This window comes from Mycolicibacterium sp. XJ2546 (assembly GCF_053483195.1).
In genome coordinates this window covers 328,212-350,935 of record NZ_JBEFRW010000002.1, presented here as the reverse complement: position 1 = coordinate 350,935, position 22,724 = coordinate 328,212, and the positions used below count along the sequence as shown (strand labels likewise).

The window sequence follows — 22,724 nt, the reverse complement described above, 5'->3', positions numbered from 1 at the left end:
CGACGCGTGCGGGTAACCCACGTTCGCGGCCGTGGTCACCGGGTTTCCTTGCGCCCGGCCAGATCCTGCGGGCCGAACGCATCGGGCAGCAGTTCACCGAGCGCTCGAGGCCCGCGCGGATGGTCGATCAGCATTTCGGGGCCGCCGTGCTCGAGCAGCACCTGCCTGCACCGCCCGCACGGCATCAACAGCTCACCCGCTGCGTTCACGCACGACAGCGCAATCAGGCGTCCACCGCCGCTGGAATGCAGGTCACAGACCACTGCGCACTCGGCGCAGAGGCCAAGACCATATGAGACATTCTCCACATTGGCGCCGACCACGATCCGGCCGTCGTCAACCAGGGCCGCCGCACCCACCGCGAACCCGGAATACGGCGCATAGGCGTGGGCGCTGACCTCGGTTGCCTTGTACCGCAATGTTTTCCAGTCGATATCGGCTGGCATGCCACCTCCGCTGGCCCGATTCTCCGATGCGTTCCACTGTTTGACGTCGCCGTAGCGACTGTGAAATTGATAACCCTAATTTGGCGTTTTTGGTGCACGGACACCTAAACCGTAGTTCGTTTAGTAGTGCGACTGGGTTTAGAGTCGCCCCGAGGGTTGGGTGTGCAGTGCAAACCGGCCGAACGATCACCCACGCCCACGCGTTCACCGAAGACGTTGGAGGCCAGATGAGTACTCAGACTTCCGGGGTGACGTCCGGCGGCACTTCGGAGGCGGTTGCGCGACCGAAACCGTCGCCCAGACGCACCCTGTACCGGGGCGATCCCGGCATGTGGTCGTGGGTACTGCACCGCATCACCGGCGCGACGATCTTCTTCTTCCTGTTCGTGCACGTCCTCGACACCGCGCTGGTGCGGGTCAGCCCGCAGGCCTACAACGCGGTCATCGACACCTACAAGACACCGATCGTCGGCCTGATGGAGATCGGGCTCGTGGTGGCGGTGCTCTACCACGCGCTCAACGGGGTCCGGGTCATCCTCATCGACTTCTGGCAACACGGGCCGCGCTATCAGCGCCAGCTGCTGTGGATCGTCGTCGGCGTGTTCCTCGCCGTCTTCATCCCGGCGGTCGGCGTGATCGGCATGCACATGGCGGAGCGGTTCCTGTGAGCGCGCCGACCGGACAGAAGTGGACGCCGCATCACCGTGAGGGCCGCGCCGCGCCGGTGATGCAGAAGGAATACGACCGGCCGGCCGGGCTGGACCATCCCCGCTCGCCGCGGCGCGCCAGGGGGATCCCCTACTTCGAAAAGTACGCCTGGCTGTTCATGCGCTTTTCCGGTGTGGCGTTGGTGTTTCTGGCGCTCGGCCACCTGTTCGTGATGCTGATGTGGCAGGACGGTGTGTACCGCATCGACTTCAACTACGTCGCCGAACGTTGGGCGTCGCCGTTCTGGCAGATCTGGGACATGGCGCTGCTGTGGCTGGCGATGCTGCACGGCGCCAACGGCATGCGCACGATCATCGGCGACTATTCGCGCAAGAACGTCACCAAGTTCTATCTGAATTCGCTGTTGTTGCTGGCCACGGGTTTCACGTTGGTGCTGGGAACATACGTCCTGGTCACCTTCGACGCCAACATCGGAGTTTGATGAATGATTCTTGAACATCGCTACGACGTCGTCATCGTCGGCGCAGGCGGAGCGGGTATGCGCGCCGCGGTGGAGGCCGGGCCACGCGCCCGCACCGCGGTGCTGACCAAGCTGTACCCGACCCGCAGCCACACCGGCGCGGCGCAGGGCGGGATGTGCGCCGCGCTGGCCAACGTCGAAGAGGACAACTGGGAGTGGCACACCTTCGACACCGTCAAGGGCGGCGACTACCTCGCCGACCAGGACGCCGTCGAGATCATGGCCAAGGAAGCCATCGACGCGGTGCTCGATCTGGAGAAGATGGGGATGCCGTTCAACCGCACCCCTGAGGGCCGGATCGACCAGCGCCGCTTCGGCGGGCACACCCGTGATCACGGCAAGGCGCCGGTGCGCCGCGCCTGCTACGCCGCTGATCGCACCGGCCACATGATCCTGCAGACCCTGTACCAAAACTGCGTCAAGCACGACGTCGAGTTCTTCAACGAGTTCTACGCGCTCGACATCGCGATCACCGAGACACCGTCGGGTCCGGTGGCCACCGGCGTCATCGCCTACGAGCTGGCCACCGGCGACATCCACATCTTCCACGCCAAGGCGGTCGTGTTCGCCACCGGCGGCTCGGGCCGGATGTACAAGACCACCTCCAACGCGCACACCCTGACCGGCGACGGGCTGGGCATCGTGTTCCGTAAGGGACTTCCGTTGGAGGACATGGAATTTCACCAGTTCCACCCGACCGGCCTTGCCGGGTTGGGCATCCTGATCTCCGAGGCCGTGCGCGGTGAGGGCGGGCGGCTGCTCAACGGTGACGGTGAGCGGTTCATGGAGCGCTACGCGCCGACGATCGTCGACCTGGCACCGCGCGACATCGTCGCGCGCTCGATGGTGCTCGAGGTGCTCGAGGGCCGCGGCGCCGGGCCGAACAAGGACTATGTCTATATCGACGTGCGCCATCTGGGCGCCGACGTGCTCGAGGCCAAGCTGCCCGACATCACCGAGTTCGCCCGCACCTACTTGGGTGTGGACCCGGTCAACGAACTGGTGCCGGTCTATCCGACCTGTCACTACGTGATGGGCGGCATCCCGACCACCGTCAACGGGCAGGTGCTCGCCGACAACACCACCGTCGTGCCCGGCCTCTACGCCGCGGGGGAATGCGCGTGCGTGTCGGTGCACGGCGCCAACCGGCTGGGCACCAACTCGCTGCTGGACATCAACGTGTTCGGCCGCCGCGCGGGCATCGCCGCGGCCAACTACGCGCTGGGCCACGACCACGTCGACCTGCCGCCGGACCCGGCCGGCATGGTCGTCGGCTGGGTCGGGCACGTGCTCTCCGAACACGGCAACGAACGCGTCGCCGACATCCGCGGGGCGCTGCAGCAGTCGATGGACAACAACGCCGCGGTGTTCCGCACCGAGGAAACCCTCAAGCAGGCGCTGACCGACATCCACGCGCTCAAGGAGCGCTACAGCCGAATCACAGTGCACGACAAAGGAAAACGCTATAACAGCGACCTGCTCGAGGCGATCGAGCTGGGCTTCCTGCTGGAGCTGGCCGAGGTCACCGTCGTCGGTGCGCTCAACCGCAAGGAGTCGCGGGGCGGCCATGCGCGCGAGGACTACCCCAACCGCGACGACACCAACTACATGCGCCACACGATGGCCTACAAACAGGGCACGGATCTGCTCAGCGACATTCGACTGGACTACAAGCCGGTGGTGCAGACGCGATACGAGCCGATGGAACGGAAGTACTGATGACCGTCACATCCGACGTCGACAAGACCGACGCGCCACTGCCGCCCGTCCCGGAGGGCGCGGTGATGGTGACGCTGAAGATCGCCCGGTTCAACCCGGAGGACCCCGACGCGGCCGGCTGGCAGAGTTTCCGGGTGCCGTGTCTGCCCACCGACCGACTGCTGAACCTGCTGCACTACGTCAAGTGGTACCTCGACGGCACGCTGACGTTCCGGCGGTCGTGCGCGCACGGGGTGTGCGGTTCGGATGCCATGCGTATCAACGGCGTCAACCGGCTGGCCTGCAAGGTGCTGATGCGCGACATGCTGCCCAAGAACCCGAAGAAGCAGCTGACCATCACGATCGAGCCGATCCGCGGCCTGCCCGTGGAGAAGGACCTCGTGGTGGACATGGAGCCGTTCTTCGACGCCTACCGCGCCATCAAGCCCTACCTGATGACCAGCGGCAATCCCCCGACGCGCGAACGCATTCAGAGCCAGACCGACCGCGCCCGCTACGACGACACCACCAAGTGCATCCTGTGCGCGTGCTGCACGACGAGCTGCCCGGTGTACTGGGTCGAGGGCTCCTACTTCGGCCCGGCCGCCATCGTCAACGCGCACCGGTTCATCTTCGACAGCCGCGACGAGGGCGCCGCCGAACGTCTCGACATCCTCAACGAGGTCGACGGGGTGTGGCGGTGCCGCACCACGTTCAACTGCACTGAGTCCTGCCCGCGCGGCATCCAGGTCACCCAGGCCATCCAGGAGGTCAAGCGCGCGTTGATGTTCGCCCGCTAAGTGGTGATTTCGGTGTGCAAACCAGCGCACATCGCATGTTTGCGCACCGAAACCGCTTCGGCGAACGAAAACGCGTCACATATCAGCCGGCCGTCTCGTCCTATGGGTATGACCGAGAAAACACCGAAGACCCGTATCGCACCCGTCACCCCGCAGCAGGCCTCGCTGCTGACCAGAATCCTCTACCGGGTCGCCAAGCGGCGGTTCGGCGAGGTGCCCGAGCCGTTCGCCGTCGCCGCGCATCATCCGCGACTGATGCTGGCCAACGTCGTCCACGAAGGCATGCTGCAGTCGGGCTCCAAGAAGCTGCCCGCCAGCGTGCGAGAGCTCGCGGTGTTCTGGACCGCGCGTACCGTCGGCTGCTCGTGGTGCGTAGATTTCGGCTCAATGCTGCAACGCCTCGACGGCCTCGACGTCGACCGGCTCAGGCACATCGACGACTACGCCACCTCACCGCTGTTCAGCGAGGACGAGCGGGCCGCGATCGGCTACGCCGATGCCATGACGACCGACCCGCACACCATCACCGACGACCAGGTCGACGACCTCAAGCGCCGGTTCGGCGACGCCGGCGTGATCGAGCTGACGTATCAAATCGGCGTGGAGAACATGCGTGCGCGGATGTACTCCGCGCTGGGCATCACCGAGCAGGGCTTCAACTCCGGTGATGCGTGCCGGGTGCCGTGGGCGACCGACGCAACGGTGAACCCGTGAACTTGTCGGGGTTGGCGATATCCCATATGGCGCAGACCTTTCCGTCGCGCACGGTCATCGCGGTCACGCGCGGCGTCAACTCGGGATAGCCCTCGGCGGCGGGCAGGCCTGGCGTGTAGCTGCCCAGCTGACCGTTGACCAACGCCAGCTCGTTGGACGACAGCCAGCCCGGCCCGTAGCGGCGGGCCAGCCCGAACAGGAACCGCGCCACCTTGTCGGGGCCGTGGATGACGCGCGGAGCCGTCGGCGCCCTGCGGTTGGAGTCGCCGGTGAAGGTGACGTCTGGATGGAGAAGTCGCACAACGGCTTCCATGTCGCCGCTGGTCAGCGCTGCCATCAGCGCCGCGGCCGCCTCGTTGTGGGTGTCGTCGGACACGGGCGGCGGCGCGGCCGCGACGGCGCGCCGGGCCCGAGACGCCAGTTGGCGGGCTGACGCCGCGCTGACGCCGAGCACGTCGGCGATCTCGGCGAACGGCACGTCGAAGCCGTCGTGCAGCACGAACGCCACGCGCTGGTCGGGGGTGAGACGCTCCAGCACCACCATCGCTGCGAACCGGGCCTCTTCGCCCGCGACGACGGCCGACAGCGGATCCGATCCGTCCAACGGCGTCACGACCGGCTCGGGCAGCCACTCACCGAAGTACGTCTCGCGCCGATGCGCGGCTGAGCGCAGCCGGTCCAGGCTGAGGCGGCTGACCACCGTGGTCAGCCAGGCCCGCAGATCGTCGACGTCGTCGCCGGCCCGGTTCCAGCGCAGCCACGCGTCTTGGACGACATCCTCGGCGTCGGCGACGGTTCCGGTGAGCCGGTACGCCACGGCCAGCAGGTGCGGCCGTAGCTCTTCGAACTCGTCGACCCGCGTGCTGGCGGTCATGAGCCGAGTCTAGCTGCCGGCGATTTGCAAGGTACAACGCCAACCGACGCATTCCATATGCGGAAGCCGCTCCGCACGCGTGATTTCATAGCCACGGTTGCCTGCTACGACGGATTCCGTGCACAATCTTGGGCATGGCTGGCCCGGGTCCGATGCACGGTGTCGGGCCGGTGTCGTTCCAGCTCGACGAACTGTCCAAGCAGATCATCGAGAAGCTGCAGGAGGACGGACGGCGGTCGTATGCGGGCATCGGCAAGGCGGTCGGGCTTTCGGAGGCCGCGGTACGCCAACGCGTGCAGCGCATGGTGGATGCGGGCGTCATGCAGATCGTCGCGGTCACCGATCCGATGCAGTTGGGGTTCGCGCGCCAGGCGATGATCGGCATCCGCTGCAGAGGCGACAGCACCAAGGTGGCCGAGAAACTGGCCGGCATCGATTCGGTCGACTACGTGGTGCTGACGGCGGGTTCGTTCGACGTGATCGTCGAGGTGGTGTGCGCCGATGACGACGGCCTGCTCGACCTCCTCAACACACAGATCCGCGCGCTACCCGAAGTCACCTCCACCGAGACGCTCGTCTACCTCAAACTCATCAAGCAGCAATACAATTGGGGCGCCAGATGACAATCGCCGACCGCCAGATCGCGTCCGACCTGGCCACCAAGGCCGACAGGCACCTGTGGGGTCACTTCGCCCGCCACGGCGCGGGCATCACGCCGCCGATCATCACCCGTGGTGAAGGCGTCACGATCTGGGACAGCAACGGGAAGAGCTACATCGACGGCCTGTCGGGGCTTTTCGTCGTGCAGGTGGGGTACGGACGCGCCGAATTGGCCGAGGCCGCGGCCAAGCAGGCCGAGCAGCTGGCGTTCTTCCCGCTGTGGTCCTATGCCACACCGACCGCGATCGAGCTGGCCGAACGAGTCGCCAACTATGCACCCGGCGACCTGAACCGGGTGTTTTTCACCACCGGCGGCGGCGAGGCGGTCGAGTCGGCGTGGAAACTGGCCAAGAACTACTTCAAGCTGACCGGCAAACCCGGTAAGCACAAGGTGGTTTCGCGCGCGATCGCCTATCACGGCACACCACAGGGCGCACTGGCCATCACCGGCCTGCCCGAGTTCAAGGCGCCGTTCGAGCCGCTGACCCCCGGCGGCTTCCGCGTCCCGAACACCAACTTCTACCGCGCGCCCGCGCCGTATCAAGACGACGAAAAAGCTTTCGGACAGTACTGCGCCGACCGCATCGCCGAGGCCATCGAGTTCGAAGGGCCCGACACCGTCGCGGCCGTTTTCCTGGAACCGGTGCAGAACGCCGGCGGCTGTTTCCCGCCGCCGCCCGGCTACTTCGAGCGGGTCCGCGAGATCTGCGACAGCTACGACGTGCTGCTGGTGTCCGACGAAGTGATCTGTGCTTACGGCCGGATCGGCTCGATGTTCGCCTGTGACGACTTCGGCTATGTGCCCGACATCATCACCTGCGCAAAGGGTTTGACATCGGGCTACTCACCGATCGGCGCGATGATCGCCAGCGACCGGTTGTTCGAACCGTTCGACGACGGCAAGACGGTGTTCGCGCACGGCTACACCTTCGGCGGACATCCTGTTTCATCGGCGGTGGCGCTGGCCAACCTCGACATCTTCGAACGCGAGAACATCAACGACCACGTCAAGCAACACGCGCCCGCCTTGCGCGCCACGCTCGAGAAGCTCTACGACCTGCCGATCGTCGGCGATGTCCGCGGCGAAGGCTTCTTCTACGGCATCGAGTTGGTCAAAGATAAAGCAAGTAAGGCCACCCTTTCCGACGAGGAGTCCGAGCGCCTGCTGCGGGGATTTCTGACGCCCGCGCTGTTCGAGGCCGGGCTGTACTGCCGCGCCGATGACCGCGGCGATCCGGTCGTGCAACTCGCACCGCCGCTGATCAGCGGCCAGAAGGAGTTCGACGCGATCTACGACATCCTGCACGGCGTACTGAGCGAGGCCAGTCGACAGCTTTAGGGCGACAACCGATTCGAATGCGTTGGCCGACGCGTGGGTGCTGTCTCACCATGGCCCGATGACATATTCGAGCAGCGCCAGTGAAACGGCACCGGCAATCGCGATCATCAGGGCCGCCATTACAGTCAGCTCACCGGCTCGTTGCGGGTTCAGCTTCGCCAGCGTCGTTCCTGCCGCCGCGCCGAACCCGCCGAGCACCACCACCCCACCCAAGGCCAGATAGAACACCGAAGCCAGAGCGGCCGTCGGGATGCCGTCAAACCCGTTGGCATAGCCGCCGAAAGGGACCGGAAACCGGTACACCGCGGCGACGAGCCCCGCGGCCACCGGCGCCCACCCAATAGCTGCGACCGCGCCTATCAGTGCCGTCCGCAGTGTCACTGGTCACCGCCCATCGCAACCCGGCCTTCTGAAGCGATGCAGACTGCCGACGCCGAAAATCGACCTGTCGCCGCGAAACTGTATTCCATCGGGGAAAGTTCGACGAGTAGCCACCTGCCGGAATGCCGTTTCGACGAGACTGGCGACATGCCCGCCAACGCCAAGCCGACGAAACCGCCGATCGATCCTGTCCGCTGGCAACCGCCGCCCGTGAACCCACTTCCCGACTTCGGACCCGCCGACCTCACGGTCGTTCGCGTCGCGGGCAACGCACCCGAGGATGTGGTGGCCGACGCCGACGGCAACATCTGGACCGGCGTCGAGGACGGCCGGGTCGAGCGGATCTCCCCCGACGGCACGCCCACGGTGGTCGCCGACACCGGTGGTCGGCCGTTGGGCATGCACGTCGCGCGCGACGGACGGCTGCTGATGTGCGACAGCCCGCGCGGCCTGCGGGTGCTGGACCCCCAGACCGGCGCGGTCCAGACGTTGGTCGACCAGGTCGACGACCGTCCCCTGCGGTTCTGCTCGAACGTCGTCGAAATGCCCGACGGCACAATATTTTTTACCGAGTCGACGAGCGCCTTCAGCTATCCGCACTTCAAGGGCGCAGTGCTGGAGGCTCAGCCCCGCGGCAGCCTGTTTCGTCGCGATCCGAACGGCACCGTGCTGACCGAGGTGGCCGGCCTGTACTTCGCCAACGGCCTCACGCCGACCGCCGACGGCTCGGCGCTGGTGTTCGCCGAGACACTGGGCCGCCGGCTCGCGAAGTACTGGCTCACCGGACCGCAGGCCGGCACCGTGACGACGCTGGTGGCGAATTTGCCCGGCCACCCCGACAACCTGTCCACCGGTGCCGACGGCCGCATCTGGTGTGCGATCGTCTCGCCCGTCAACGGCGCCGCGGAATGGCTCGCGCCGCGCTGGCCGGCCCTGCGCAAACTGCTGTGGAAGCTGCCCGATCGGCTGCAGCCGCAGATCAAGCCCGAGGTGTGGGCCGTCGCGTTTGACCCGGACAGCGGCGAAGCTGTGGCCGGCCTGCGCACCGAGCATCCGGCGTTCGGCATGGTGACCGGCCTGGTCGAGGCCGATGGGCGGTTGTGGATGGGCTGCATCGGCGCCCCGGCCGTCGCCCACTGCGCCCTCCCCTGACCGCCGAGGCCGACGGATTGGCGGAATCCACTCGCACTTTTTCGCCCGTGTGTCCCTTTCGGCGAAGCGATCAGCCACTTGCGTAACTTGAACCACTTTAGTCACAGCGCGCCTCCGCGGTAACGCGGCCAAAAGGGCTTAATCTGCGCTGACGATGGCGAAATTTCGAACCGCGTCCATGCGCGCTGTCGGCCTCGCAGCTGCCGTTTTCGTGATGGTCAGCCCGGCGGTGGTAAGCGCGCAGCCGCCAGCGGCGCCCGAGGGCACAACCTGCCCGTACCGCGAGACGACGCCCCCGGCGGTCGACCTCTCCGAAGTTCCCAAACCGGGCCAGGATCCGCCCGCCCCGCTGCCCGTGCCCGCGACCCCGTTGGGCGGCGACGCGCTGTCGGGGTGCGGGCTGATCACCGCACCTGGCACGCCCCCGGTGCCCGGCGACGTCTCCGCCGAGGCGTGGATCGTCGCCGACCTCGACACCGGTGACGTCATCGCCGCCAAGGATCCGCACGGTCGGCACCGGCCCGCCAGCGTCATCAAGGTGCTCACCGCCATGGCAGCCATCAAGGAACTTCCGCTGCACCGGGTGGTGGCCGGCACGCCCGAAGATGCGGCGCAGGAAGGCACCAAGGTCGGCGTCGGGCCCGGCGGGCACTACTCGATCAACGACCTGCTGCACGGGCTGATGATGTACTCCGGCAACGACGCCGCCTACGCGCTGGCCACGCAGCTCGGCGGCATGGACGCCGCACTGCACAAGCTCAACGACCTGGCGCGCAAGCTCGGTGGCCACGACACCCGCGTGGCCACCCCGTCCGGGCTGGACGGACCCGGGATGAGCACGTCGGCCTACGATATGGCGTTGTTCTACCGCTACGCCTGGCAGAACCCGGTATTCACCGACATCGTGGCCACTCGCAGCTTCGACTTTCCCGGTCGCGGCGACGTCGGTTATCCGATCGAGAACGACAACCGGCTGCTCAACAACTATCCCGGCGCGATCGGCGGCAAGACCGGGTTCACCGACGACGCGGGCCAGACGTTCGTCGGCGCCGCCGACCGGGACGGTCGCCGCCTGGTCGCCGTGCTGCTGCGCGGCACCCGCCAGCCGATCGCCCCGTGGGAGCAGGCGGCGCGCCTGCTCGATTACGGCTTCGCGACCCCACCCGGCACCAAGGTGGGCACGCTGATCGAACCCGATCCCGCACTGTTGGGCCGCAAAACGGCGGCCGACGAAACCGCGGCCGGGGTGAACGCCGCGCCCATGCTCTCCGATGTCGACGCCATGCCGGTGCGCGTCGGGGTGGGTGTGGTCGGCTCCATCATCGTGTTCAGCTTGATCATGGGCGCCCGGTCGCTCAATCGCCGCCCGCAGCACTGACGGCGGGCTTGCTAACGTCGTGTGATGGCGTGGGTCATCCTCATCGTGTCCGGTGCGTTCGAAGCGGTGTGGGCCGTCGCGCTGAGCAAATCCGAGGGGTTCAGCCGACCGGCGCCTGTCGCGATATTTGTTGTGGCGCTTATCATTTCGATGGGAGGTCTGGGCATCGCGCTACGCGACCTGCCAGTCGGCACCGGCTACGCGGTGTGGGTCGGCGTCGGCGCCTCCCTTGCCGTCGTCTACTCGCTGGCCACCGGGGCCGAGAGCACGACGCCGATCAAAGTCGCCCTCTTGCTGGGCGTCGTGGGGTGCATCGTCGGCCTGCAGCTCGTCAGCGACTAGCGGCGGATCAGCCGCGAAAGTCCCAGGGCCCCAAGAGCTCCCAATGCGACCGCGGTCAATGCGCCGCCCGCCCCCAGACCTTCGCGGACCTGCACGCGCGGAATGATCAACGCGCGACCAGGCGGCAACACGGGTGCGGGTGCCATGTTCTCTTTGGCCGTCGCCGCCCACGCCGTCGCGAACAAGATCAGCCGCGCGGTGATGTAGGCGAACACCATCAACCCCAGCACCGGACCGAACGTAGCCCCCGCCGGGCCGGTGACCACAGAGCGCAGATAGATAGTGGCCACCTGTTTGAACACCTCGAAACCCACCGCCACCAGCAACCCGGCCCGCATCGCGCTGCGTAAGCTCACCGGCTCCCGTGGCAGCCGGGCGATGATCCAGGTGTACAGCAGCCAGCTGATCAGCAGCGAAGTCAGTATGGAGACGACCCGCAACGCCACGCCGACACCCGGAACATCCTCGAGCCCAACCCATTCGAGCACTTTTCTCATCGGTCCGGAATTGCCCAGCGCGGTCAGCGCGACGGTGACGGCGATGGCGACGAAGAGCCCGAGGATCGCCAAGAGGTCTGATGCCTTGGTGCGCAGGAACCCCTTGGACCCCTGCCGGGCAAGACCCCACATCTGGCTGAGCGCCTCACGCAGGTTCGCCATCCAGCCCAGGCCAGCCCACGCCGCGGTGGCCAGGCCGATGATGCCGACCGACGTACGCGAGGCGATCGCCGACTCCATCAAATCGACCAACTGGTCGCCGACATCGCCGGACACTGCCGCCCGGATCCGGTCTTCGACCTCGGCGAACAAGTCGGGCTGGCTGGCCAAGACGAAGCCGCCGATCGCGAATCCCACCATCAGCACGGGGAACAGCGCGAAGACGGTGAAGTAGGTGATGCCGGCCGCGTAGAAATCGCCCTTGCTGTCTCGATAGCGCTCCTGCGCGCGCATGACGTGGTCAAACCAGGTGTACCGGGCGCGCATCCGGTCCATGACGCCAGGTTTGTCCGGCTCGGTGGGCGTATCTGGCTCGGTCATCGGCTATCTCCCGGCTCAACGGCGGGGCGGCAAGAACCCCAGCTGGTCGTATACCCGCCGCAACGTCTTCGCAGACACTTCCCGGGCCCGCTGGGCGCCGACGGCCAGCACCGACTCCAGTTCGGTCGGATCGGCGAGAAGCTCGTCGACGCGGGCCTTGAGCGGGGTGACGAACTCGACGACGACATCGGCGGTGTCGGATTTCAGATCGCCGTATCCGCGCCCGGCGTAGCCCTCGACGAGCTTGTCGACGTCGGTGCCGGTGATCGCCGACTGGATGGTCAACAGGTTGGACACCCCCGGTTTGGCGTCCGGGTCGTAGCGCACTTCGCGTTCGCTGTCGGTGACCGCCGAGCGGATCTTCTTGGCCGAGACCTTCGGCTCGTCGAGCAGGTTGATCAGCCCGGCCTCGGTGGTGGCCGACTTGCTCATCTTGGCGGTCGGGTCGGTCAGGTCGTAGATCTTGGCGGTGGCCTTCTGGATCAGCACATCAGGGACGACGAAGGTGTCGGGGAAGCGTGCGTTGAACCGTTGTGCGACATCGCGTGCCAGCTCGAGATGCTGACGCTGATCCTCGCCGACCGGCACCAGGTCGGTGTCGTAGAGCAACACGTCGGCGGCCATCAGCACCGGATAGGTGAACAGCCCGACGGTGGTGGCCTCGGCACCCTGCCGCTGCGACTTGTCCTTGAACTGCGTCATCCGCGATGCCTGGCCAAAACCGGTGAAACATCCCAGCGCCCAGGCCAGTTCGGTGTGCGCGGGCACGTGGCTCTGCACGAAGATCGTCGAGCGGGCCGGGTCGATACCCAACGCAAGGTACTGCGCGGCGACGGCGAGCGTGCGCCTGCGCAGCTGTTCGGGGTCCTGCGGGATGGTGATGGCGTGCAGGTCGACGACGCAGAAGAACGCATCGTAGTCGTCCTGCATGCCCACCCACTGTCTGATCGCGCCGAGGGCATTGCCCAGGTGCAGGGAGTCGGAGGTGGGTTGCACGCCGGAGAAGACGGTCTTCTCCCGCGCGCCGGCGCGGTCGTTGCTCATGGTGGCCCGATCATTTCACACCGTCCGAACGTGGGTTTGGGCGTGCGATGGCCCCGCGCTCGTCGTGAGTTAACCGCGGTATTCGACGGTCACGGGCGCGTGGTCGGACCAGCGCAGCTCGTAGGCCGTCGCGCGCTCCACGCGGGCGGTCACGGCGTGGTTGGCCAGCGACCTGGCCGCCAACTGGTAGTCGATGCGCGGCCGGCGTCGTTGTCGAACGCCCGACCGCGCCACGACCACCATGAATACGGGCCGGCCACGTCGGGGTGCAGCGCACGCACCACGTCGACCCAGCCCGACGCCAACAGCTCGGTGAGCCATTGCCGCTCGCTGCGCAGAAAGCCCGACTTCTTGAGGTTGCCCTTCCAGTTCTTGATGTCGTTCTCGGTGTGCGCGATGTTCCAGTCGCCCCATACCACCGCATCGCGGTCGGCGAGCTCGGCCATCCGCTTGGCCAACGCCGTGGCCAACTGGTCGTCGTCGGCGCGGGTCTCCTGCAGGCACACCACGTCGGCGGCGGTGTCGGCAAGTCAGGCCAGCAGCCCGAGGTTGTCTGCTGAGCGTTGCCGTACCGCGGCGCGAATCCCGTTGACGTTGATGGTGCTGACGATCACGCACAGACCATAGCCTCGAAGCTTGCAGTACCGCCGGTAACGCCTTTAGTGTCGGCAAGATGACTCTGCGCGACCCGATACACCTCGGCTCCGGTGAACCGATGCTTTTGCTACATCCCTTCATGATGTCGCAGAGCGTGTGGAAAGACGTCGCACCGATGATTGCCGACACCGGCCGCTACGAGGTGTGCGCGCCCACCATGCCCGGTCACAACGGCGGGGTTAAGGGCCGCAACTTCCTCGACACCGTTGAGCTCGCTGACGATATGGAACGGCGCATGGACGCCCTGGGCTGGGACACCGCCCACATCGTCGGCAACTCCCTGGGCGGGTGGGTGGCGTTCGAGTTGGAGCGCCGTGGCAGGGCCCGCACCCTCACCGGGATCGCGCCCGCGGGCGGCTGGAGCCGGTTCACCCCGGCCAAGTTCGAGATCGTGTTCAAGTTCGTCGCCGGGCTTCCGGTCTGGTTGGGCGCCAAGGTCCTGGGGTCGCGCGCGCTGCGTCTGCCGTTCGTGCGCCAGCTGGCCTACGTGCCGGTCAGCGCCGACCCGAGCGGGCTGTCCGACGAGGACCTGTTGGTCATCATCGACGATGTCACCCACTGCCCGGCCTATTACCAGCTGCTGATCAAGTCGCTGTTGCTGCCGGGACTGCGCGAACTGGCCGAGGGCAGCGCGCCCACCCACCTGGTGATCTGTGAAAAGGACCGGGTGCTGCCACATCCGCGCTTCACCCGGCATTTCACCACGCATTTGCCGCAGAGCACCGAGATCACCCACCTCGACGGCGTCGGGCACATCCCGATGTTCGAGGCGCCTCAGCGCGTCGCCGACGTGATCGTCGGGTTCGTCGACCGCTACATCACGCGGCCGCCGCGCGAGGCGCTCGGCGGTTAACCCTTCGTCACCGGGGCCTCGGTCGCGGCCTCGAGCACCGAGTTCAGCGTCTTGCTCGGCCGCATCACCGCGGTGGTCTTCTCCGCGTCCGGATAGTAGTAGCCGCCGATGTCGACCGACTTGCCTTGCACCTCAACAAGTTCGGTGATGATGCTGTCTTCGTTCTTGGCCAGCTCGTCGGCCAGCGCGGTGAACCGTTCGGCCAGCTCGTTGTCCTCGTTCTGCGCGGCCAACTCCTGCGCCCAGTACAGCGCGAGGTAAAACTGGCTGCCACGGTTGTCAAGTTCGCCGGTCTTGCGCGACGGGCTCTTGTTGTTGTCCAGCAGCTTGCCGATCGCGTCGTCAAGCGTCCTGCCCAGCAGTTCGGCCGTCTTGTTGTCGGTCTTGCGTCCGATGTCCTCGAAACACGCACCCAGCGCGAGGTATTCGCCCAGCGAATCCCACCGCAGGTGGTTTTCCTCGACCAGCTGGTGTACGTGTTTGGGCGCCGAACCGCCCGCCCCGGTTTCGTACATACCGCCACCGGCCATCAGCGGCACGATCGACAGCATCTTGGCGCTGGTGCCCAGCTCCAGGATCGGGAACAGGTCGGTCAGATAGTCGCGCAGGATGTTGCCGGTGACGGCGATGGTGTCCTGGCCGCGGATCAGCCGTTCGAGCGTGTACCGCATGGCCCAGACCTGCGGCATGATCTGGATGTGCAGGCCCTCGGTGTCGTGGTCCTTCAGGTAGGCCTTCACCTTCTTGCGCAACTCGACTTCGTGCGGACGCTCGGTGTCCAGCCAGAACAACGCGGTCATACCCGACGCCCGCGCCCGCGTGACGGCCAGCTTCACCCAGTCGCGGATCGCGGCGTCCTTGACCACGGGCATGCGCCAGATGTCGCCGGTCTCGACGTTCTGCGTCAGCAGCACCTCGCCGGTGTCGATGTCGACGATGTCGGCGACGCCGTCCTCGGGGATCTCGAACGTCTTGTCGTGGCTGCCGTACTCCTCGGCCTTCTGCGCCATCAGCCCGACGTTGGGGACGGTGCCCATCGTCGTCGGGTCGAACTGGCCGTGGGTCTTACAGAAGTTGATCATCTCCTGGTAGATCCGGGAGAACGTGGACTCCGGGTTCACCGCCTTGGTGTCCTTGGTCCGGCCGTCGGCGCCGTACATCTTGCCGCCGAGCCGGATCATCGCCGGCATCGACGCGTCGACGATGACATCGGACGGTGAGTGGAAGTTGGTGATCCCGCGGGCCGAGTCGACCATGGCCAGTTCCGGCCGGGTCTCGTGGCAGCGGTGGATGTCCTCGATGATCTCCTCGCGCTGCGAGGCCGGCAGCGATTCGATCTTGGCGTAGAGATCCGACATCCCGTTGTTGACGTTGACGCCGAGTTCGTCGAACAGCTTCTGGTGCTTGGCAAACGCGTCTTTGTAGAACACCTTCACCGCGTGCCCGAAGACGATGGGGTGGCTGACCTTCATCATCGTCGCCTTGACGTGCAGGGAGAACATCACCCCGGTCTCGTAGGCGTCCTGGATTTGTTCCTCGTAGAACTCGATGAGCGCCTTTTTGCTCATGAACATGCTGTCGATGATGTCGCCCTCGTCCAGCGCGACCTCGGGCTTGAGCACCAACGTTTCCCCGCCCTTGGTGTTGAGCACCATCTTGACCGTGCGCGCCCGATCCAGCGTCATCGATTTCTCGCCTGCGTAGAAGTCGCCCTTGCGCATGGTCGCGACGTGGGTGCGCGAGGCCTGCGACCACTCTCCCATGCTGTGCGGATGCTTGCGCGCGAACTCCTTGACCGCCTTGGGGGCGCGCCGGTCCGAGTTTCCTTCCCGCAGAACAGGGTTCACGGCGCTGCCCAGGACCTTGGCGTAGCGGTCCCTGATCGTCTTCTCTTCGTCGGTCTTGGGGTCGCCGGGATAGTCCGGTACCGCGTACCCCTTGGTCTGCAGTTCCTTGATGGCGGCCAGCAACTGCGGCACCGATGCGCTGATGTTGGGCAGCTTGACGATGTTGGTGTCCGGCTCCTGGGTGAGCTTCCCGAGCTCGCCGAGGTTGTCGGGCACCCGCTGGTCTTCGCTGAGGTGGTCGCCGAACTCAGCCAGAATGCGGGCCGCCACCGAGATGTCACTGGTCTTGATCTCGATGCCGGCAGGCTCGGCAAAGGTGCGGATTATCGGCAGGAACGCGTAGGTCGCAAGCAGCGGCGCCTCGTCGGTCAGCGTGTAGATGATGGTTGGCTGCTGGGCACTCATGATCTCTCTTCCGGGCGGCACTATCGGTATCGGCAGATGAAACGTCGCACGACCAGTATCTCGTTGACGTCGACGCTACGCGTGCCCACCTCCGCCGCAACGACTACCTGCTGGCACTTCTTCGCCGCAATGGGATAAACTTCAGCTTGGTCATGAGCGCCAGCGTCAAGCCCCGGCTTGCTGGCCGGCAACCCTCCAACCGCGGTGGGGTGCCCCGGGTGATGACCAGGTTGAGTACCCACTGGCGAGTGGTACCGGCAAGCGCGGGTCCGTTGTGACGGGCCCCCAGAGAGACAGGTGGAGGTCCGGCGTGCGTGAGTGTCGCTGAACTTCGACCCCGGCCACATCACAACAGGAGAATCCCTTGAGCACCGACAACCAGTTGGACGATCCCACCGCCCGGTGGGCATTTGAGACGAAACAGGTTCACGCCGGCCAGACGCCCGACCCAGGAACCAACGCGCGGGCGTTGCCGATCTACCAGACCACCAGCTACACGTTCGACAGCACCGACCACGCCGCCGCGCTGTTCGGGCTGGCCGAGCCCGGCAACATCTACACCCGGATCATGAACCCGACGACCGACGTCGTCGAACAGCGCATCGCGGCGCTGGAAGGTGGCGTCGCAGCGCTGTTCCTGGCGTCCGGTCAGGCCGCGTCGACGTTCTCGCTTCTCAACATCGCCGACGCCGGTGACCACATCGTGTCCAGCCCACGGCTCTACGGGGGCACCTACAACCTGTTCCACTACTCGCTGCCCAAGCTGGGCATCGAGGTCAGCTTCGTCGAGGACCCCGACGACCTCGACTCGTGGCGCGCCGCGGCGCGGCCCAACACCAAGGCGTTTTTCGCCGAGACGATCTCCAACCCCCAAATCGACGTCCTCGACGTGCCATCGGTGGCTGCGGTGGCTCATGACCACGGGGTGCCGCTGATCGTCGACAACACCATCGCCACCCCGTTCCTGCTTCAGCCGATCAGCCACGGCGCCGACATCGTCGTGCACTCGGCCACCAAGTACCTCGGCGGGCACGGCACGGCGATCGCGGGCGTCATCGTCGACGGCGGCACCTTCGACTGGACCAACGGCAACTTCCCCGGGTTCACCACACCAGATCCCAGCTACCACGGCGTCGTGTACGCCGACCTCGGCGCGCCCGCGTTCGCGCTCAAGGCCCGGGTACAGCTGCTGCGCGACCTCGGTTCCGCGGCTTCCCCGTTCAACGCGTTCCTCATCGCCCAAGGCCTGGAGACGCTGAGCCTGCGCGTCGAACGTCACGTCGCCAACGCCCAGCGTGTGGCCGAATACCTGGCCGGACACGACGATGTGCTGTCGGTGAACTACGCCGGGCTGCCCAGCTCGCCGTGGCACGAGCTGGCAAACAAGCTGACCCCCAAGGGAACCGGCGCGGTGCTGGCGTTCGAGCTGGCCGGCGGCGTGGATGCCGGAAAGGCGTTCGTCAACGCGCTGACCCTGCACAGCCACGTCGCCAACATCGGCGACGTGCGGTCGCTGGTGATCCACCCGGCGTCGACCACCCACGCGCAGCTGTCCCCCGAGGAGCAGCTGGCCACCGGCGTCACGCCGGGACTGGTGCGGTTGGCGGTCGGCATCGAAGGCATCGACGACATCCTGGCCGACCTCGAGCAGGGTTTCGCCGCCGCCAAACCGTTTTCCACCGCCGGGCCGACGGACCCGAAGACCACGGCGGCGTTCTGATGACGATCACTGACGTGGCAACCCCGACTCTGCCCGCCGAAGGGGAAATCGGCGTCGTCGACATCGGGCCGCTGACGCTGGAGTGCGGCGTCGTTCTCGACGACGTGCAGATCGCCGTGCAACGTTGGGGCGAGCTGTCGCCCGAGCGCGACAACGTGGTGATGGTGCTGCACGCGCTGACCGGCGATTCGCACATCACCGGCCCCGCCGGACCCGACCACCCGACCGCCGGCTGGTGGGACGGGATCGCCGGGCCGGGCGCCGCGATCGACACCGATCGGTGGTGCGCGGTGGCTACCAATGTGCTGGGCGGGTGCCGCGGTTCGACGGGCCCCAGCTCGCAGCATCCCGACGGAAAGCCATGGGGCTCCCGGTTTCCCCACGTGACCGTGCGTGATCAGGTCGAGGCCGACATTGCCGCGCTCAAGGCGCTGGGCATCACCGAGGTCGCCGCGGTGATCGGCGGCTCGTTGGGCGGGGCGCGCGCGCTGGAATGGATGGTCGGGCATCCCGACAAGGTCCGCTCGGCGCTGCTGCTTGCTATCGGCGCACGCGCCACCGCCGATCAGATCGGCACCCAGAGCACCCAGGTGGCCGCCATCAAGGCCGATCCGAACTGGCACGGCGGCAATTACTACGGCACCGAAACCTCACCCGACGTCGGCATGAGCCTTGCCCGGCGCATCGCGCACCTGACGTATCGGGGTGAGGTCGAACTCGACAACCGCTTCGCCAACGATGCGCAGGGCGCCGAGGATCCGCGCGCCGGCGGCCGCTACGCGGTGCAGAGCTACCTCGAGTATCAGGGCGACAAGCTGGTCGCGCGCTTTGACGCGGGCACCTACGTGGCGCTGACCGAATCGCTGTCCAGCCACGACGTCGGTCGCGGCCGCGGCGGTGTCGAGGCGGCGCTGCGCGGCTGTGCGGTGCCGGCCGTGGTCGGCGGGATCACGTCGGACCGGCTCTATCCGCTGCGGCTGCAGGAGGAACTGGCTGCGCTGTTGCCCAACTGCGCTGGGCTGCAGGTCATCGACTCGATCTACGGCCACGACGGCTTCCTGGTGGAGATGGACGCAGTGGGCAAGCTGATCCGCCAGACGTTGGAGCTGGCCTCCAGATGACCCCCGAAATGACGGTGCGGTGACCCGCTCGGATCAGCAGCGTTCGCTGTCGTTCGGTGCGGAAGCTGCGGCATACGAGCGCGGCAGGCCGTCGTATCCGCCGGAGGCCATCGACTGGCTGCTGCCCCGCGATGCGCGCGACGTGCTGGATCTGGGTGCTGGTACGGGCAAGCTGACCACCCGGCTGGTGGAACGCGGACTGACCGTCGTGGCCGTCGACCCCATCCCGGAAATGCTCGAGCTGCTGAGCAATTCGCTGCCCGACACACCGGCGCTGCTGGGCACGGCGGAGGAGATTCCGCTACCCGACAACAGCGTCGACGCGGTGCTCGTCGCACAGGCCTGGCATTGGTTCGACCCGCAGCGCGCGGTCAAAGAGGTGTCGCGGGTGCTGCGCCCGGGCGGCCGGCTCGGGCTGGTGTGGAACACCCGCGACGAGCGGATGGGCTGGGTAAAGGAACTCGGCCGCATCATCGGCCATGAACACGACCCGACCGGTGCCGACGTGACCTTGCCCGAGCCGTTCACCGATGTGCAGCGCCACCAGGTGGAGTGGACGAATTACCTGACGCCGCAAGCCCTCATCGACCTGGTCGCCTCGCGCAGCTACTGCATCACCTCACCCGAGCAGGTGCGCGTCAAAACGCTGGACCGGGTGCGCGAACTGCTGGCCACCCACCCCGCGCTGGCCAACGCGAACGGGTTGCCGCTGCCGTATGTCACCGTGTGCATCCGCGCCACGCTGTCCTGACGCGCCGACACGCCGCGACGGACGTTCGCGCCGTGATTCTGCGCGAAACGCGCAGTTTGGCCAAAAGGGCTAGTATGGGCATATGGCTCCACTGACTTACCGCAACCGCGATGGCGAGCTAGTCGACATCCCGAACGTCCCAGCTAGTCGATTCAAGAACGAGTTCGGCGCGATTCTCGAACAAGCGGCTCTCGCAGGTGCGGTCGCTGTCACCAAGCACAACGCGACGAAGGTAGTGGTGCTGTCGCTTGCGGAATTCGAGGCGCTGGCGAAGTCGCGGCTACCTTCTCTCGAAGGTCTGACGGACGAGTTCGACACACTGCTTGAGCGCATGCAGACGCCTGAATCCAGGGCGGCGATGGCTGCGGCATTCAAGGCCACGCCGAAACAACTCGGCCAGGCGGCGGTGAAGGCGGCACGCGCCGAGGGCAAGCAGTAGGCGTTCGCCATTCATGGCCGGTCGCCGTCCCCAGCTGCAAGTCATTGCCGGCGTGAACGGCGCCGGAAAGAGCAGCATCATCGGTGCGGCGATCCGGGGCTTCGGTGGCAACTACTACAACCCCGATGAGGCGGCGCGCGCGCTGGTGGCGGCGAATCCGGGCCTGGACCAAGCCGAAGCAAATGCGGCAGCGTGGCTCCATGGTAAGGACGAGCTGGAGACGGCGATCGATAACGGCCTCGATTTCGCATTCGAGACCACCCTCGGCGCAAACACCATGCCGCGCAAGATCGAGGAAGCGGCAGCAGCCGGATACGAAGTGCGAATCTGGTTCGTCGGACTCAGCAGCGCCGAACTACACATCGCACGAGTGCACTTGCGCGTCAGCAAGGGCGGACACCCCATTCCCGAAGATGACATCCGACGTCGCTACGAACACAGTCGGCTCAACTTGATACACCTGCTGCCCGCGCTTACCGAACTGCGAGTCTTCGACAACTCCGCCGACGCTGATCCCGCCACGGGTCAAGCACCGGAGCCGTTAGAGGTGTTGCATGTCGAGGACGGACAAATCGTGGGGCCACCCGACCTGTCGGCGACACCCGAGTGGGCTAAGCCGATCGTGGCAGCGGCATTGAAGCAATCCCGCCCAAACTGAACCCGCCGAGTGGTCGGTTATGGCACGCGAAACCGCGAATACGTTGCCCAAGCGGGCCACTCGAGGGCGGGTTAACTCGTGCCCAGCGGATCGATGGTCCAGGCGATGTAGAGCATCGCCGCGCTGACCATCGCGGTCGTTACGAAGTCGATCGGCTTGCTGCGCACCGCCAACAGCCCGGCGCGTTCGTCGGGAAGAAGTAACCGCAGCACCGCGGCGGCGCCCACCCCGATCGCGATGACCAATGCGCCGCGGCGCCAGTACCCCGTCACCACAAGCCCGAACGCCGCGACGAACACCAGGCCCACCAACCAGATCGCCCACTGCCCGGCGAACACCTTGCGGGCGAACTCCTTGAGGGTCACGTCCCGGCAAGGGCTTCCGCGCGTTCCACCACGTTCGTCAGCAGGAACGCGCGGGTGAGCGGGCCGACGCCGCCAGGGTTGGGCGAGACGTGCCCGGCGACCTCCCACACGTCAGGCGCCACATCGCCGACGAGCTTGCCGTTGTCGTCGCGGCTGACACCGACGTCGACGACGGCGGCTCCGGCGCGCACCATCTCGCCCGTCACCATGTGCGGCACCCCGGCGGCCGCGACGATGATGTCGGCCTGCCGGGTCAGCGCGGCCAGATCGCGGGTGCCGGTGTGGCACAACGTGACCGTGGCGTTCTCCGAACGCCGCGTCAACAGCAGACCCAGCGGCCGGCCCACCGTGACACCGCGCCCGATCACCACCACATGCGCACCGGCGATCGGTACGTCGTAGCGCCGCAGCAGGTGCACGATGCCGCGCGGGGTGCACGGCAGCGGCGCGGGCTCGTTGAGCACCAGCCGACCCAGGTTCGTCGGGTGCAGACCGTCGGCGTCCTTACCCGGGTTCACCCGCTCCAGCGCGGCGTTCTCGTTGAGGTGCTTGGGCAGCGGCAGCTGCACGATGTAGCCGGTGCACTCCGGGTTGGCGTTGAGCTCATCGATGGTCGCGTCGAGGGTGGCCTGGCTGGTGTCGGCGGTCAGATCGCGGCGGATCGAGTTGATGCCGACCTTCGCGCAGTCGGAGTGCTTGCCCCGCACGTAGGCGTGCGAACCGGGGTCATCGCCCACCAACACCGTGCCGAGCCCGGGCGTGCGCCCGGCCGCGGTCAGGGCCGCCACCCGTTCGGCGAGGTCGACGAAGATCTCGTCGCGCGTGGCCTTACCGTCAAGCGTTATCGCACCCAC

The 22,724-nt window shown here is 66.6% G+C and carries 23 protein-coding genes, 2 pseudogenes and 1 riboswitch; of the genes and pseudogenes, 16 read left to right on the top strand and 9 right to left on the bottom strand.

Annotated features, from left to right (window positions below; all coding sequences use genetic code 11):
• Positions 1-35: 35 nt before the first annotated feature.
• Positions 36-446: a cytidine deaminase gene (locus ABQE44_RS05225; RefSeq protein ID WP_448392982.1), complete on the bottom strand. Its 411-nt coding sequence runs from the start codon at positions 444-446 to the stop codon at positions 36-38.
• A gap of 227 nt (positions 447-673) precedes the next feature.
• Between ABQE44_RS05225 and sdhC the strand changes: the two genes are divergently transcribed.
• The 5 genes and pseudogenes from sdhC to ABQE44_RS05200 form a co-directional block, all read left to right on the top strand.
• Positions 674-1,114, top strand: a complete 441-nt coding sequence (gene sdhC, locus ABQE44_RS05220) for a succinate dehydrogenase, cytochrome b556 subunit (protein ID WP_448392981.1) — start codon at positions 674-676, stop codon at positions 1,112-1,114.
• Between the two features lie 59 nt (positions 1,115-1,173).
• Positions 1,174-1,596 carry a succinate dehydrogenase hydrophobic membrane anchor subunit gene (locus ABQE44_RS05215; RefSeq protein ID WP_448393141.1) on the top strand — a complete coding sequence of 141 codons (423 nt, stop codon included), beginning with the start codon at positions 1,174-1,176 and terminating at the stop codon, positions 1,594-1,596.
• Between the two features lie 3 nt (positions 1,597-1,599).
• Positions 1,600-3,354, top strand: coding sequence for a succinate dehydrogenase flavoprotein subunit (gene sdhA / locus ABQE44_RS05210; protein WP_448392980.1), 1,755 nt, complete (start codon positions 1,600-1,602; stop codon positions 3,352-3,354).
• Complete coding sequence (locus ABQE44_RS05205; protein WP_448392979.1) at positions 3,354-4,133, top strand: succinate dehydrogenase iron-sulfur subunit; 780 nt, start codon at positions 3,354-3,356, stop codon at positions 4,131-4,133. Before sdhA ends, ABQE44_RS05205 begins: the two co-directional genes overlap by 1 nt.
• 117 nt (positions 4,134-4,250) lie before the next feature.
• Positions 4,251-4,847 (top strand): annotated as a pseudogene (locus ABQE44_RS05200) (carboxymuconolactone decarboxylase family protein); the annotation flags it as partial.
• On the opposite strand, the gene ABQE44_RS05195 reads toward ABQE44_RS05200, so the two are convergent.
• A complete protein-coding gene (locus tag ABQE44_RS05195; protein WP_448428608.1) occupies positions 4,789-5,721 on the bottom strand; it encodes a sigma-70 family RNA polymerase sigma factor in 933 nt (310 codons plus the stop codon). The pseudogene ABQE44_RS05200 and the gene ABQE44_RS05195 overlap by 59 nt on opposite strands.
• A 134-nt stretch (positions 5,722-5,855) precedes the next feature.
• On the opposite strand from ABQE44_RS05195, the gene ABQE44_RS05190 reads away from it, so the two are divergent.
• Together ABQE44_RS05190 and ABQE44_RS05185 are read left to right on the top strand one after the other, a co-directional pair.
• Entirely contained in the window at positions 5,856-6,344 is a 489-nt protein-coding gene (locus ABQE44_RS05190) for an Lrp/AsnC family transcriptional regulator (protein WP_448428607.1), read from the top strand.
• Positions 6,341-7,720, top strand: coding sequence for an aspartate aminotransferase family protein (locus tag ABQE44_RS05185; protein ID WP_448428605.1), 1,380 nt, complete (start codon positions 6,341-6,343; stop codon positions 7,718-7,720). Before ABQE44_RS05190 ends, ABQE44_RS05185 begins: the two co-directional genes overlap by 4 nt.
• Before the next feature lie 45 nt (positions 7,721-7,765).
• Here ABQE44_RS05185 and ABQE44_RS05180 read toward each other — a convergent pair whose 3' ends face one another.
• Positions 7,766-8,047 (bottom strand): hypothetical protein, encoded by a 282-nt coding sequence (locus ABQE44_RS05180; RefSeq protein ID WP_448392975.1) that lies wholly within the window; start codon positions 8,045-8,047, stop codon positions 7,766-7,768.
• 201 nt (positions 8,048-8,248) lie between these two features.
• On the opposite strand from ABQE44_RS05180, the gene ABQE44_RS05175 reads away from it, so the two are divergent.
• From ABQE44_RS05175 to ABQE44_RS05165, 3 genes are all read left to right on the top strand, one after another.
• The gene (locus ABQE44_RS05175; protein ID WP_448428603.1) at positions 8,249-9,253 is read left to right on the top strand and encodes an SMP-30/gluconolactonase/LRE family protein; all 1,005 of its coding nucleotides are present in this window, start codon (positions 8,249-8,251) and stop codon (positions 9,251-9,253) included.
• Positions 9,254-9,407: 154 nt separating this feature from the next.
• Positions 9,408-10,631 (top strand): D-alanyl-D-alanine carboxypeptidase family protein, encoded by a 1,224-nt coding sequence (locus ABQE44_RS05170; RefSeq protein ID WP_448428601.1) that lies wholly within the window; start codon positions 9,408-9,410, stop codon positions 10,629-10,631.
• Positions 10,632-10,655: 24 nt separating this feature from the next.
• Positions 10,656-10,973 carry a DMT family transporter gene (locus ABQE44_RS05165; RefSeq protein WP_448392972.1) on the top strand — a complete coding sequence of 106 codons (318 nt, stop codon included), beginning with the start codon at positions 10,656-10,658 and terminating at the stop codon, positions 10,971-10,973.
• Here the strand turns inward: ABQE44_RS05165 and yhjD are convergent.
• The 3 genes and pseudogenes from yhjD to ABQE44_RS05150 all read right to left on the bottom strand — a co-directional run bounded on the left by yhjD (position 10,970) and on the right by ABQE44_RS05150 (position 13,668).
• The gene (gene yhjD / locus ABQE44_RS05160) at positions 10,970-12,010 is read right to left on the bottom strand and encodes an inner membrane protein YhjD (protein WP_448428599.1); all 1,041 of its coding nucleotides are present in this window, start codon (positions 12,008-12,010) and stop codon (positions 10,970-10,972) included. The genes ABQE44_RS05165 and yhjD overlap by 4 nt on opposite strands.
• A 15-nt stretch (positions 12,011-12,025) precedes the next feature.
• Positions 12,026-13,054: a tryptophan--tRNA ligase gene (gene trpS / locus ABQE44_RS05155; RefSeq protein WP_448428597.1), complete on the bottom strand. Its 1,029-nt coding sequence runs from the start codon at positions 13,052-13,054 to the stop codon at positions 12,026-12,028.
• Positions 13,055-13,123: 69 nt separating this feature from the next.
• Positions 13,124-13,668, bottom strand: a pseudogene (locus ABQE44_RS05150) (exodeoxyribonuclease III).
• A gap of 59 nt (positions 13,669-13,727) precedes the next feature.
• On the opposite strand from ABQE44_RS05150, the gene ABQE44_RS05145 reads away from it, so the two are divergent.
• On the top strand, positions 13,728-14,564 hold the full coding sequence (locus tag ABQE44_RS05145; protein ID WP_448392969.1) for an epoxide hydrolase EphH: 837 nt from the start codon (positions 13,728-13,730) through the stop codon (positions 14,562-14,564).
• Here the strand turns inward: ABQE44_RS05145 and ABQE44_RS05140 are convergent.
• Positions 14,561-16,816 (bottom strand): NADP-dependent isocitrate dehydrogenase, encoded by a 2,256-nt coding sequence (locus ABQE44_RS05140; protein ID WP_448428595.1) that lies wholly within the window; start codon positions 16,814-16,816, stop codon positions 14,561-14,563. The two genes, ABQE44_RS05145 and ABQE44_RS05140, sit on opposite strands and share 4 nt — an antisense overlap.
• A 148-nt stretch (positions 16,817-16,964) precedes the next feature.
• A riboswitch (SAM riboswitch) is annotated at positions 16,965-17,086 on the top strand.
• A gap of 94 nt (positions 17,087-17,180) precedes the next feature.
• Here ABQE44_RS05140 and ABQE44_RS05135 point away from each other — a divergent pair.
• The 5 genes from ABQE44_RS05135 to ABQE44_RS05115 all read left to right on the top strand — a co-directional run bounded on the left by ABQE44_RS05135 (position 17,181) and on the right by ABQE44_RS05115 (position 21,505).
• Positions 17,181-18,536 carry a bifunctional o-acetylhomoserine/o-acetylserine sulfhydrylase gene (locus ABQE44_RS05135; RefSeq protein WP_448428593.1) on the top strand — a complete coding sequence of 452 codons (1,356 nt, stop codon included), beginning with the start codon at positions 17,181-17,183 and terminating at the stop codon, positions 18,534-18,536.
• Positions 18,536-19,657 carry a homoserine O-acetyltransferase MetX gene (gene metX / locus ABQE44_RS05130; RefSeq protein WP_448392966.1) on the top strand — a complete coding sequence of 374 codons (1,122 nt, stop codon included), beginning with the start codon at positions 18,536-18,538 and terminating at the stop codon, positions 19,655-19,657. Before ABQE44_RS05135 ends, metX begins: the two co-directional genes overlap by 1 nt.
• A gap of 19 nt (positions 19,658-19,676) precedes the next feature.
• Entirely contained in the window at positions 19,677-20,408 is a 732-nt protein-coding gene (locus tag ABQE44_RS05125) for a class I SAM-dependent methyltransferase (protein ID WP_448428591.1), read from the top strand.
• Between the two features lie 82 nt (positions 20,409-20,490).
• Entirely contained in the window at positions 20,491-20,847 is a 357-nt protein-coding gene (locus ABQE44_RS05120; RefSeq protein WP_448392964.1) for a type II toxin-antitoxin system prevent-host-death family antitoxin, read from the top strand.
• Between the two features lie 13 nt (positions 20,848-20,860).
• Entirely contained in the window at positions 20,861-21,505 is a 645-nt protein-coding gene (locus ABQE44_RS05115) for an ATPase (protein WP_448392963.1), read from the top strand.
• A 71-nt stretch (positions 21,506-21,576) separates the two neighbouring features.
• Here the strand turns inward: ABQE44_RS05115 and ABQE44_RS05110 are convergent, their stop codons facing one another.
• Both ABQE44_RS05110 and ABQE44_RS05105 read right to left on the bottom strand, forming a co-directional pair.
• A complete protein-coding gene (locus tag ABQE44_RS05110; protein WP_448428589.1) occupies positions 21,577-21,870 on the bottom strand; it encodes a DUF3017 domain-containing protein in 294 nt (97 codons plus the stop codon).
• Positions 21,867-22,724, bottom strand: coding sequence for a bifunctional methylenetetrahydrofolate dehydrogenase/methenyltetrahydrofolate cyclohydrolase (locus ABQE44_RS05105; RefSeq protein ID WP_448393140.1), 858 nt, complete (start codon positions 22,722-22,724; stop codon positions 21,867-21,869). The genes ABQE44_RS05110 and ABQE44_RS05105 overlap by 4 nt, the downstream gene beginning before the upstream one ends.